Raw genomic sequence first — 11,665 nt, 5'->3', positions numbered from 1 at the left:
TTTTCCTAAGTGCAGTATGCCAGTCGTGCAGTTTTTTGTTTAGTCGTTTTTATTAATGTAATTCACAGCCTCCACCTACTAACGCAGCGGCGCTGGCGCTGTGGTGGGGCTGGCGAAAGGGGCGCTGGCCCCAGTCTGCTTCAAGCGGTAGCCCACAGACTGAACGTACAGCGGCCACTTGTAGCGCATCGTCTTCGCAAAGCGGCGGCAAAATGCCTGGTAAGCGGCTGGCGAGCATGGTTTTTCCGGTGCCAGGAGGCCCTGCTAGCAGCAAATTATGGCCACCCGCGGCCGCCACTTCCAGTGCGCGGCGTGCCTGCTGCTGGCCGCGAACGTCGGCTAAGTCGGCAATGGGGGCCGTGGATCTCACCGAGGCAGACAGTTGGTGGGGCGGTATTTTCTCTTGTCCCAGCAAGTGAGCAACGACCTGCCATAGGGTGTCGGCAGGCAAAACCGGTAAGTCGCCCGCCAATGCGGCTTCGTCGGCACAGGCACGGGGAATAATCAGGGCTTTGTTGACGCGCCTAGTGGCGAGAGCAAAGGGCAGTACGCCGGGTACGGCGCGTAGTTTGCCATCCAATGCCAGTTCGCCTGCACACTCCATGCCTTCTAGCGCATCTACTGGAATCTGGCCAGAGGCGGCCAGAATGCCGAGCGCAATCGGTAAATCAAAGCGGCCGCCCTCTTTGGGTAGGTCGGCAGGGGCAAGGTTGAGGGTAATGCGCTTGGTATTGGGAAAATCAAACCCCGCATTGATGAGCGCGCTGCGCACCCGCTCGCGGCTCTCTTTGACGGCGGTTTCCGGCAGCCCCACCAGCGTTAGCCCCGGCAGGCCGTTGGCTAGATGTACCTCGACATGCACGGCGGGGGCTTCCAGTCCAACCCCTGCGCGCGTGGCCACAATGGCTAGTGTCATGGCGCTCACTCGCTAGTTTTTTGTTCCTAACGTAACCCTACGTCAATTGGAACGTTTAAAAATAGCGTGAGCTGAAAAACTGACCTTAGTTAACAGTTGAGCCGGTGACTTGTGCTGGGCTGTCTGCCGATAGTGCAGCAAACAGTTCCCTTGCAAAACGCTGGGCGGAAGGCAGTGCGCCAAAGCTCCATACCGGCGGCAGGCGAACTATCCTGTCATGCCTGACGCTGGGAAGTTGCTGCCACAGGCCGCTTTTTGCAAGTTGCTCTTCGGCTCCGATGGGCAGTGGGTCGATGATTACCAACGTTGCCTCTGGGTAGCGCGCTAGCGCTTCAATTCCTACCAGTGCAAATCCCCAGGAGTTGGTCGGCTGATCCCAGGCATTGGGCAGTTCGAGCTGCTCCAGCACGGCGTTGTATAAGCTGTTTTCCCCAAACACTCGCACGTGACGGGCATCCATAAACTGTACCATCAGCAGCGGGGCAATTTCTGCCTGAGAGAGGGGACGGGATTCGCGCAGCGTGGTCATCAACGTTTGGGTTTCTTCAATAAGCTGCTCGGCCTGGGGCTGGTGCTCGGTTAGCTCGCCCAGCTTACGGGTCAGGGTTTGCATCTCTTGCCAGGTATCGGTGCCGGGGGAGTAGAGCGAGAATAAACTGACAGGAGCAATGCGTTCCAGGCGCGGTTTCAAACCGGTGAACATGGGTGAAATAAGCGTCTGTTCTGGAGGCTCTTGGGCCAGCAGTTCTAAATTAGGCTGGGTGCGTAGCCCCATATCGGTGGCACTGTCGGGTATCTGCGGCTCGCTCACCCACTGGTGATAATCGCTTTGTTGAGCAACGCTGCTAACCGGTGCGTCAATGGCCAGTAGCGTTTCAGCGATTGTCCAGTCGACGGTTGCCCACTGCGCTTTGGCGGTGGAAAAAGCCATTAGGCAAACAGCCAATAGCCCGCAGCGCGTGACTAAGAAGAATAGGTTGGTGTGGCGCATGGTGGTGAGAGGCTATCCAGAAAATAAGAACTGTATTTAAACGATAATCTTTATTGTTTGCAAACCTGTGTTCAAGGAAAAATGCCCAGGCACAGCGGCCTGGGCAGGTGGGGCTACAATAACTTAATAACGCTTAGACAAGGGTTTAGATAAGTGCCTGGAACATCACTTAGTACAAGCGTTTAGAAACGGTAGTGAATACTGGCGGTCACACCGCGCTCGGCGCCGAAGTAGCAATACTCCAGCGAGTTACAGGAGGCCACGTACTCCTTATCCAACAGGTTGTTAACATTGAGGCGTGTTTCCACCCCTGCAACGCCGAGCTGGCTTAGGTCGTAGCCAATGGTGGCATCCACCAGGGTGTAGTCAGGAACGGTTTCAGTATTGGCGCGATCGGCGGCAATATCCGCATAGTGGCGTACCCCGACACCAACATCCACGCCGTTCAGCCAGCCGTCATTGGCTTCGTAATGGCCCCACAGCTGCACTTGGTGGCGTGGAGAGTAAATGGCGTTGTTACCCTGATTGCCGTCGTCACTTTTGGCGTAGGTGATGTCGGTGAAGCTATAGCCTGCCTGAACCGAGAGGGTGTCGGTTAGCTGGGTCTGTGCTTCCAATTCCAGTCCTTGGGATTCAATTTCACCCACCGCGCGATAAGGGTCGGATGGCTGCACCTTGGTCGCGACGTTCTCTTGACTGATATGGAACAGCGCTGCGCTGAATTGGCTGGCGCTGCCGTTAGGCTGGAGCTTTAGGCCGGCCTCCCACTGTTCGCCTTCCATTGGTTGAAGCAGGTCGCCACTTTCATCCACAAAGCTAGTGGGCGTGAAGGCAGTGGAGTAGCTCAGGTAGGGGGCTACGCCGTTATCAAACAGGTAGACCACACCAGCGCGGCCGCTGAACTGGGTATCGCTAAGTGAGCTGGTGTCACCGCTATCTCGGTTGGTATTGTCGATATTCACCCAGTCGTAGCGGCCGCCTAGCGTGAAGCGCCAGTTATCGACGGCGATTTGATCCTGTAGATAAACACCGGTTTGATCAATCTCGTGGCGCTCACGGGTAGGGGCGTAAAATTCAATCGGCCCGCTGCCATAGACAGGATTAAAGGCATTGATGGGATGGAAATACCCAGAAGGCCATGAGACGTCATTTTCCCGCTGTTGATAATCGACCCCGGCGAGCAAGGTATGATCCATAAAGCCGTTGCTGATAGTGGCTTCAAGCTGGTTGTCGATAGTCCAAGCTTCTAAAGATTCATCGCTGCCAGAATAGTAGCGGGTTAGTTCATCAGAGGTAGGCGACGTCCAGCCATAGCCGTAGACTTGATTCAGCACCACATCGGAATTGAGATAACGCAGTAACTGGCGGCCCGTTACGTTGTCGTTAAAGCGATGTTCCAGGGTATAGCCAGCCATACGCTGAGTACGTTCGTAGACGTCGTAGTCGGCTTCGCCATCAAAGAAATTGTTACTAATCTGCTTGCCGTTCCTGGGCACTACCGCTCCTTCATAGGGCACGCCGGAGTGGTAGCCGCCCTCGGGTTCATCCTGTAGATAGGCTTCAACCGTTAGACTGGTGTCGTCGGTGATATCCCAGGTTAGCCGCGGTGCAATGGCATAGCGCTCCTCTTCGGCCGGGCCAAACTGGGTGTCGGCGGTGCTGGCAATACCGGTCAGGCGAAACGCTACCCGCTGCTCTGCGCCAATCGGCCCAGTGAGGTCAAAGGCGGCACTGCGCTGGTTATTATTGCCTACCCGAAAGCGTAGCTCACCACCTTGTTCAAATTCAGGGCGCTTACTGTTTAGCGCCACCACACCACCCGGTGACGCGCGGCCATAGAGCACCGAGGCAGGCCCGCGTACCACTTCAATGCTATCTAAAAACCACGGATCGATGCGCATCGTGCTATGGGAGTTGGCATCGCCCATCACTTTAAGGCCATCTAAGAAAGTGTTGCTCAAGCTGCCGTCAGAAAAGCCCCGTAGTACCAGGTAGTCGAAGCGGTTGGAGGCACCCACCTGGTTGCTGTAAACACCAGGCGTATAGTCAGTGGCGCGCTGAACGGTGTCTACCCCACGGTGATCCATCTGTTCGCGGGTAATGGTAGAAACGCTTTGCGGCGTTTCGATAAAAGGGGTGGTGACTTTAGTAGCCGCCTGCTGGGCGGTTACCGTCACAGTGCCTAGCGCTGTACTTGCCAGAGTACTTTCCTGCGTACTTGCCTGAGCGTGAACCGATGGTGCCGCGAGCGCCGCAATAACAGCGGCACTAAGTGGAGAGCGTAACAAACGGCGAGGCATAAAAGACATGGGGGCGTACCTGCAATGAGAAGCAATTAACTAATGTGTTAATGAGAATTATTGCGTTTAATTGTTTTGAAAAGGTATGCGCTATGCCAAAGAGGTTATGCGCGCTGCCAAAAAATGCAGAGCAGGGGAACTTACGGCAAGCAGTGGTGGGTAGTGCGTTATGGACAGTACGTTATGGACAGTACGTTAGCGACACTTGAAGGCCTCATGCGGCGTGACACCAAAGGCCCGCTTATATGCCGTAGCAAAGTTGCTGGCGTGGCGGTAGCCGCAGGCGTGGGCAGTTTGCTGCACGCTATAACCTTTGCGTAAGTACGTCTGAGCTTGGGTCAGGCGACAACGCCGCAGGTAGTCGAATATCGAGCAGCCGTAACAGCGCTGGAATTTGGTGCGTAGGCTGCTAGGGCTCATGGCGGCATTTCGGGCCAACTGCTCCAAGCGGTAATGCTGGTTGGGATAATGTTCGAGCTGCTGGCGCAAGCGCTCTAGGCGTTGGTGATCGCGATGAGAAAGGCCCAGAGGGGGGCTATCTTGTGTGTGTTGGTCGCCGGGCTCCAGGCAAGCGGCAGGCAGGCCATGAGCTAGTAGCTGGAGCGCGAGCCCTTGCCATAATAGGCACAGCCGTTCTTCTGACCAGTTCGACGTCAGCGCGGTTTCTAGGCTATGGCGCAGGAGTGGCGGTACTTGCCAAGTGTGGAGCAGTGGGGCCGCTGGAGGGGCAACGTTGACGGGTGAGGAAGGAAGCGGTTCGAGGCCATCCAGAATCGACACGTTAAGAGTGCGTAAGCGTTGTGGAGCCGGCTGGAAGACCTCAAGCCCGGTCTGCTGGTTGAAATGCGCACTGAAGGCGTCGCCCGCCTGCAATTGAAATGACTGATGGCCGAGCCCCACGTGGATACAACCCTCAAGTATCACACTGAGAAACCACGGAGCGGTACGACAGGAGGTAGAGGCATAGGCGTGCAGGACATCAAGATCGGAGTGCGTTACGCGTAGGGTCGGGGTGATCTCGATATCCATCACCCGCCCGCGAGCTATGCAAGGCGATGGAGAGCGGTCGGGCGCTTCGGGAAAGCGGTAATCGATCCCGAAGCGCTGACCAAGGGCCAGCAGGTCATTGGTAGTGATTGGCGCGAGTGTGTCGAGAGTCGCCATTCCCATTCCCATTCCCATTCCCATTACCCCGCTTTTGAGCGGCTGCCTGCGAGTAGCGGGGCGGTGCTTAATAGGCCATCGACCAGTTCAGGGTATAGGTACGCCCACGCCCCTGGTAGTCGTAGAGGTATTCTGGGCCGTAGTAGGGCGAATAGAACATAGCGGCCCGCTGGCCCCAGACGGTGGAGTACTGATCATCAAGTAGGTTCTGGATGCCCAGACTCACGGTGCCAAAATCGGTCTCCTGACTGAGCGATAGGTCGAGGGTGGTGTTGCCGTCAATCTCACGATCCGCGTCGTCTTTCAGGTCGAAAGTATGGCTGGCTTGCAAACGCGCCGAACGCACGTAGTCGGTCCAGCCGATAAAGGCCGTTGAAGAGGAGAGCGAAGCATAGCGGGCGTCACGCTTCTCCCACTCCCCTTGGTCGTTCTCCTGCTCGGAGCGCACCAAGTGTAGGGTGCCGCCGACCTCCAGGCCGTTGTCGAAGTAGCGAGTTACCGCGCTCTCGAGGCCAAAGTCGCGCTTCTTTTCGTCCACTACGCTGACGCTCAGATCCTGGGCGTTCTCTACCGCTTTGTCCGACCAAGCGTAGTAGAGTGCCGTTTGAGCCATCCAGTTACCCCCCTGGTAGCGCCAGCCTAGCTCCACCTGGTCTGTCTCGATGGCAGATAGAGGGTTGTTATCGACACTCACCTCGGGGCTCTTGCCGTAGTATTTGGCCGGGTCTGGCAGCTCGAAGCCTTGGCTAAACTGCAGCCAGTTCTGGTGACCGTTGCCGTAATCGTAGAGGGCGCTGGCATTCAATAGCGTGGCTTCGTAATCGTTCTGACCGCCGGGAATACCCTTGAAATCACCCACTTCGACATCCATATGCTGCTGCCGCAACCCTGCGGAGAGCTTAAGCGCCTCGGTAGCTTGCCAGTCACCTTGAACGAAGCCGGAAAGCCCGTCCACTTGATAGCCTGGATAGCGGGGCTCAACGCCCGAAGCCTGCTGCACCAGCCCTCCGGTAGTATCTGATACATCGGTATCGAACAGCATCTGGCTGGCATCGAATTTTTCGCGATCCAGGTCGAGCCCATAGGTCAATGAGATGTCATCACCCAGGCGCGACTCAAACAGCGCTTTAATACCGCTTAAATCAGTATTTTGTTGCGATGCACGAAACTGCAGGCCATCCGAGATAGGGTAAGGAAAGGCCTGGAAGCTGGATTCCTCTTCTCGGTGGAAGGCCTGTAGATAGAAGTTTTGCCCCCACAGATTAGCGTGGTGATAGTTGACGTTGACCAGCTTGCGGTCGGTTTCCGGATCGCGCTGTGAACGGTAGCCGTCGCGAATCTCGGCATCGTTCAAGTTGGGCGTGGCTGCGTCGAGGTTGGGAAAGTAAACCCCCCGGTTACCTTCGTAGCCGGAACGATACAGCTGGGCGCCCAGTTCCAGGCTCTGTTCGTCAGTCAAACGGAACGAGAGGTTGCCCAATACATCAATGCTGCGATTGTCCTGAAGGTCGGTCTGGGCAATATCGGGAAAGATCTCTTGGCCGCCGCCGTCGTAGTGACGGCCGTTGTCCACAATGGAGGTGCCCAGGTAGCCTTGAACCCGCTCGTTGCCGCCGCTGATTGATTGCGACAGACGTCGATCCATATCATCGCTGTTGTTGAAGCCTGTAGTAATGCCAGCTTCGGTGCGCCAGTTCAGGCCTTCTTCGCCTTTGCGCGTAATGATATTGATCAAGCCTCCCGTAGCACCGCCGCCATACAGGCTGCTGGCGCCGGAAAGTACTTCTACACGCTCAATATTGAAGGGATCGATGGCATCGAACTGACGGGAAAGCCCACGCGAACTGTTCAGAGATACGCCATCGATAAGCACCTGTACGCCCCGGCCACGCATGTTTTGCCCATAATTGGTGCGCCCTTGCGGTGCCAGATCCAGCCCTGGCACAAGCTGACCCAATGCCGTCTTTAGGTCTGCACCATTGCGGGTCTGCTGTTGCAGCATCTCTTTGTCAATCACCCATACCGCGCCAGGTATCTGACTGATCTGGGTCGGAGTGCGGGAGCCGACCACCACCAGGGTATCTTCAGCGTTTGCGTTTAGCGTGGATCCAGACGTTGTGTTTTGGGCGAAAACAGCGCCGGAAAAGCCTAGTAATAGACCCGTGCCAATGAGTGTAGCCGTTGAAGAAGACCAGTCAGACATGGTGAACAATCCGCGAGCAGTTAGGGAATAAGAGGCGGAGAGTATCACCACAACAGTCAAAGTCAATGATATTGATTCGTGTTTATTGATTCATGTTTGTTGATTGGGCAGGACGCTCATTACGTCATCAACATCAACCTATTAAGCCACCACTTAGTCGGCAATAGGCGTCGTCAACCTATTGCCGTCCGTTGTGGATTTAGGCGGGCTTGCTATCCTCTGAACCATCACTGCTCGGTTCAGGCGTGGGGGCGGGTGGTGCTTCTGCTTCGATGGGGGATGGGTGCGTTGAGGTAGAGGCTTCAACGGCGGCTTCAAGGCTGGCCACTTGGCGCTCTAAGGCTTCAACGCGTGAGCGGGTGCGCTGCAATACATCCATCAAAATATCAAAGTCTTCCCGTGACACCAGCTCCAGCCTGTCAAAGGCACCGCGTACTACTTGCTGTACGCCTTTTTGAATATCTTCAGGGGCTTGGGACGCGTTCTGTAAACGATCCCCAATTTGCTGGGCTAAACGGCTAATGCGATCTTGAGGCGCCATCGCTCTCTCCTTAAATGACCACGCATAAATGTTCACTGCTTATTAATAAGGATACGCAACCCGCTGCCGATACGCATGCATCGTTTGCAAATTAGCCTCTGGTCTCTCTTTCTCGGCGGCGTGCATCGAAATAGAGCGCCGCGTTTTTATTAATGTTCTTTTATGGTGCAAGCGGGTGGTGGCGGCGACTGCTAAGTCTTCCTTGCCACCGAATAGCCTTCGTTTTTATAAAACAACCTGCTGACTTATAAGAAAAAAAAATTGGGTGGCACGGTATGCGCATTAACGAGATAAGCAGTTAAGTCGGGCGGCATTGCCGCTACCTAATCCAGCAGGGGAGATCCGGGATGAAACTCATCACCGCTATCATCAAGCCATTCAAACTAGACGACGTTCGTGAAGCGCTCGCTGACAACGGCGTTCAGGGCATCACGGTGACTGAAGTTAAAGGCTTCGGTCGTCAAAAGGGGCATACCGAGCTGTATCGTGGTGCGGAGTACGTTGTCGACTTTCTACCCAAAGTAAAAGTTGAAGTGGCCGTAGACGACACCCGGCTAGAGAGCGTATTGGACGCGATCTGTAGTGCGGCTAACAGCGGCAAGATCGGTGACGGCAAGGTGTTTGTGACACCGCTTGAGGACGTTATTCGGATTCGGACAGGCGAACGCGGTGCAGACGCCGTTTGAAGCTGTTTTTTCGGATCATTTCTATAGTTCAACGGGGAACTTAAAATGAATGAGTTGACTGATCTGAGCTACGCGCTCGACACGTTTTACTTCCTAATTTGCGGCGTGCTCGTCATGTGGATGGCTGCTGGCTTCTCAATGCTTGAGGCTGGTCTGGTGCGTTCGAAAAATACCGCCGAGATTCTGACCAAAAATATCGCGCTATTTGCGATTGCTTGCACCATGTACTTGCTGGTGGGTTACTACATTATGTATTCCAGCAGCGCGGGGGGCTTCCTACCCAATCTTGGTTTCTTAATTGGCGCTGAAAACAGCATGGATGCAGTAACCGCAGGCGGTGAGGATGCACCTTACTACTCTATGCGCTCTGACTTTTTCTTCCAGGTCGTGTTTGTGGCCACTGCCATGTCGATTGTGTCTGGTGCGGTTGCCGAGCGCATGAAACTGTGGGCATTCCTGGCCTTCGCGGTGGTGATGACAGCCTTTATTTATCCGGTGTCTGGCTACTGGACATGGGGCGGCGGCTGGTTGTCTGAAGTCGGCTATTCCGATTACGCGGGTTCCGGCATTGTTCACTTAGCCGGTGCCGCGGCTGCCTTAGCGGGTGTCTTGGTGCTTGGCCCACGTAAAGGTAAGTACGGTAAAGATGGCTCTATCCACGCGATTCCAGGCGCCAACATGCCGCTGGCCACACTGGGTACCTTTATCCTTTGGATGGGTTGGTTCGGTTTCAACGGTGGCTCTGAACTGAAAATGTCTGACATCAGCTCTGCCAACAACGTTGCTCAGGTGTTTGTTAACACCAATGCGGCCGCTGCCGGTGGCGTGCTTGCCGCACTGATTCTTGCCAAGCTGTGGTTCCGTAAAGCGGACCTTACCATGGCGCTTAACGGTGCACTGGCTGGCCTTGTCGCGATTACTGCGGATCCTCTGTCACCCTCTGCGCTAGGCGCTGCGGTGATTGGGGCGGTGGGTGGCTTGATCGTTGTCGTTGCAATCGTCACGCTGGACAAGCTGAAGCTTGATGATCCCGTCGGCGCTATCTCGGTACACGGTGTGGTGGGTATCTGGGGCGTGCTGGCGGTTCCGATGACCAATGGAGACGCTTCTTTCGGCGCACAGCTGATCGGTATCGTTGGTATCTTTGGCTGGGTATTCGTTGCCAGCCTAGTGGTGTGGTTGGTGCTGAAAGCGATCATGGGTATCCGCGTTAGCGAAGAAGAAGAGTATGAAGGTGTCGATATTGCTGAGTGCGGTCTTGAAGCCTATCCCGAATTTAGCGTTAAGAAATAAGCTTACGCTAATTAAATGAGCTGGCGTGCTCTTTTGGCCTCCCCTAGCGGGAGGCCTTTTTGCCTTCGGGCATTGTTACAATCCATTGGCGCTGATTTTTTATTCTCTGCCTGTAGCGGTGTATGCTTAATGCTAACGGGCTTGGCTATCAGCAGTGTCCCGCCAACCTTTAATAAAAGGCCACCAAGCTAGAGGATGTCGCAATGAAATTGATCTCAGCCATTATCAAGCCGTTTAAGCTTGATGACGTACGCGAATCGCTCTCTGATATCGGCGTGCAGGGCATTACGGTAACGGAAGTGAAGGGCTTTGGCCGTCAGAAAGGTCACACAGAGCTGTATCGTGGTGCCGAGTACGTGGTGGATTTTCTGCCCAAAGTGAAGCTAGAAGTTGCGGTGGATGACGATATGGCGGAGCAGGTTATTGATGCCATTACGCAGGTTGCCAATACCGGCAAAATCGGCGATGGCAAAATCTTTGTCATGCCGCTGGAGCAGGTGATTCGTATTCGTACCGGCGAAACCGGCAAAGACGCGGTTTAATCGCGACGGGTGTTCGCAGCTTAAGGTTACCAAAAGCCCCGCTAAACTATCGGTTTAGCGGGGCTTTTTACCATAGCTTAGCAAGTGATTTTCCTGCCTTCGACTTGCTACTCTTTACCGTTGACGCCTTACTTCTCAACAAAGGCGCGTTCAATCACGTAATCACCCGGCTCGCCCATCCGCGGGGAAATATTCAGGCCCAGTTCGTCTAACAGTGCGCTTGTGTCGTCGAGCATGGCGGGGCTGCCGCAAATCATCGCGCGGTCTTGGCGCGGATCAATCGGCGGAAGACCGGTGTCTTCAAACAGCTTGCCGCTGCGAATGTGATCGGTCAGTCGTCCCATGGTGTGGAATTCTTCACGGGTAACCGTGGGGTAGTACACCAGCTTTTCGGCAATCTCTTCGCCTAAATATTCGTGAGCAGGCAGCTCTTTGGTAATAAAGTCGGCATAGGCAAGTTCAGATACTTCGCGCACGCCATGCACCAGTACCACTTTTTCAAAGCGCTCGTACACTTCTGGGTCTTGGATCAGACTCATAAACGGTGCAAGGCCTGTTCCGGTGGAAAGCATGTAAAGGTTGCGGCCAGGCAGCAGGTCATCGCATACCAGCGTGCCCGTAGGCTTGCGGCTGACCATAATTTGGTCGCCAACTTGAAGATGCTGCAAGCGCGAAGTGAGTGGGCCATCGGGTACTTTGATGCTGAAAAATTCCAGGTGGTCTTCGTAGTTGGGGCTGGCAATGGAGTAAGCGCGCATCAACGGTTTGCCGTTCACTTCCAGGCCAATCATCACAAACTGACCGTTTTTGAAACGTAGGCTACGCTCGCGAGTGGTGCGGAAGCTGAACAGGGTGTCGTTCCAGTGGTGAACGCTGAGGACTTCTTCCAGGGCAAACTTGCTCATGCTAACTCCTCCAATGGGCAGAGTGGCCTAAGCCTTGTCTGCCATATTCTAAAAAAGCATAAAAAATAGCTAAATATGTTGCTACCAATTCTAAATAAACCGCAATATATCTGTTAAGCAAATT

9 protein-coding genes and 1 pseudogene are annotated in these 11,665 nt (G+C 54.8%); 3 read left to right on the top strand and 7 right to left on the bottom strand.

The window, feature by feature from the left end:
- Nucleotides 1-67: 67 nt before the first annotated feature.
- The 6 genes and pseudogenes from IR195_RS19455 to IR195_RS19430 form a co-directional block, all read right to left on the bottom strand.
- Nucleotides 68-916, bottom strand: a pseudogene (locus IR195_RS19455) (YifB family Mg chelatase-like AAA ATPase); the annotation flags it as partial.
- A gap of 85 nt (nt 917-1,001) precedes the next feature.
- Complete coding sequence (locus tag IR195_RS19450; RefSeq protein WP_206048384.1) at nt 1,002-1,907, bottom strand: ABC transporter substrate-binding protein; 906 nt, start codon at nt 1,905-1,907, stop codon at nt 1,002-1,004.
- Between the two features lie 182 nt (nt 1,908-2,089).
- Nucleotides 2,090-4,216 (bottom strand): TonB-dependent siderophore receptor, encoded by a 2,127-nt coding sequence (locus IR195_RS19445; RefSeq protein ID WP_206048383.1) that lies wholly within the window; start codon nt 4,214-4,216, stop codon nt 2,090-2,092.
- A 186-nt stretch (nt 4,217-4,402) separates the two neighbouring features.
- Nucleotides 4,403-5,377 carry a helix-turn-helix transcriptional regulator gene (locus IR195_RS19440; protein ID WP_206048382.1) on the bottom strand — a complete coding sequence of 325 codons (975 nt, stop codon included), beginning with the start codon at nt 5,375-5,377 and terminating at the stop codon, nt 4,403-4,405.
- A gap of 61 nt (nt 5,378-5,438) precedes the next feature.
- Nucleotides 5,439-7,574, bottom strand: a complete 2,136-nt coding sequence (locus IR195_RS19435; RefSeq protein ID WP_241006768.1) for a TonB-dependent receptor — start codon at nt 7,572-7,574, stop codon at nt 5,439-5,441.
- Between the two features lie 199 nt (nt 7,575-7,773).
- A complete protein-coding gene (locus IR195_RS19430; RefSeq protein WP_125752888.1) occupies nt 7,774-8,115 on the bottom strand; it encodes an accessory factor UbiK family protein in 342 nt (113 codons plus the stop codon).
- A 347-nt stretch (nt 8,116-8,462) separates the two neighbouring features.
- Between IR195_RS19430 and IR195_RS19425 the strand changes: the two genes are divergently transcribed.
- The 3 genes from IR195_RS19425 (at nt 8,463) to glnK (ending at nt 10,636) form a co-directional block, all read left to right on the top strand.
- Nucleotides 8,463-8,801: a P-II family nitrogen regulator gene (locus IR195_RS19425; RefSeq protein ID WP_125752885.1), complete on the top strand. Its 339-nt coding sequence runs from the start codon at nt 8,463-8,465 to the stop codon at nt 8,799-8,801.
- A 45-nt stretch (nt 8,802-8,846) separates the two neighbouring features.
- The gene (locus tag IR195_RS19420) at nt 8,847-10,094 is read left to right on the top strand and encodes an ammonium transporter (RefSeq protein WP_206048381.1); all 1,248 of its coding nucleotides are present in this window, start codon (nt 8,847-8,849) and stop codon (nt 10,092-10,094) included.
- 203 nt (nt 10,095-10,297) lie between these two features.
- Nucleotides 10,298-10,636 (top strand): P-II family nitrogen regulator, encoded by a 339-nt coding sequence (glnK, locus tag IR195_RS19415; RefSeq protein ID WP_009098335.1) that lies wholly within the window; start codon nt 10,298-10,300, stop codon nt 10,634-10,636.
- 128 nt (nt 10,637-10,764) lie between these two features.
- Here glnK and IR195_RS19410 read toward each other — a convergent pair whose 3' ends face one another.
- Nucleotides 10,765-11,541, bottom strand: a complete 777-nt coding sequence (locus tag IR195_RS19410) for a ferredoxin--NADP reductase (protein ID WP_038479478.1) — start codon at nt 11,539-11,541, stop codon at nt 10,765-10,767.
- Nucleotides 11,542-11,665 lie beyond the last annotated feature (124 nt).

This window comes from Vreelandella venusta (assembly GCF_015689495.1).
Lineage (GTDB): Bacteria > Pseudomonadota > Gammaproteobacteria > Pseudomonadales > Halomonadaceae > Vreelandella > Vreelandella venusta.
The sequence above is the reverse complement of the archived record's forward strand: the minus strand, read 5'-3'. Positions and strand labels throughout refer to the sequence as shown.

Coding starts and splice junctions, on each gene's coding strand:
- IR195_RS19450 (WP_206048384.1), bottom strand. CDS start 1,907: ATGCGCCACACCAACCTATTCTTCTTAGTCACGCGCTGCGGGCTATTG.
- IR195_RS19445 (WP_206048383.1), bottom strand. CDS start 4,216: ATGTCTTTTATGCCTCGCCGTTTGTTACGCTCTCCACTTAGTGCCGCT.
- IR195_RS19440 (WP_206048382.1), bottom strand. CDS start 5,377: ATGGGAATGGCGACTCTCGACACACTCGCGCCAATCACTACCAATGAC.
- IR195_RS19435 (WP_241006768.1), bottom strand. CDS start 7,574: ATGTCTGACTGGTCTTCTTCAACGGCTACACTCATTGGCACGGGTCTA.
- IR195_RS19430 (WP_125752888.1), bottom strand. CDS start 8,115: ATGGCGCCTCAAGATCGCATTAGCCGTTTAGCCCAGCAAATTGGGGAT.
- IR195_RS19425 (WP_125752885.1), top strand. CDS start 8,463: ATGAAACTCATCACCGCTATCATCAAGCCATTCAAACTAGACGACGTT.
- IR195_RS19420 (WP_206048381.1), top strand. CDS start 8,847: ATGAATGAGTTGACTGATCTGAGCTACGCGCTCGACACGTTTTACTTC.
- glnK (WP_009098335.1), top strand. CDS start 10,298: ATGAAATTGATCTCAGCCATTATCAAGCCGTTTAAGCTTGATGACGTA.
- IR195_RS19410 (WP_038479478.1), bottom strand. CDS start 11,541: ATGAGCAAGTTTGCCCTGGAAGAAGTCCTCAGCGTTCACCACTGGAAC.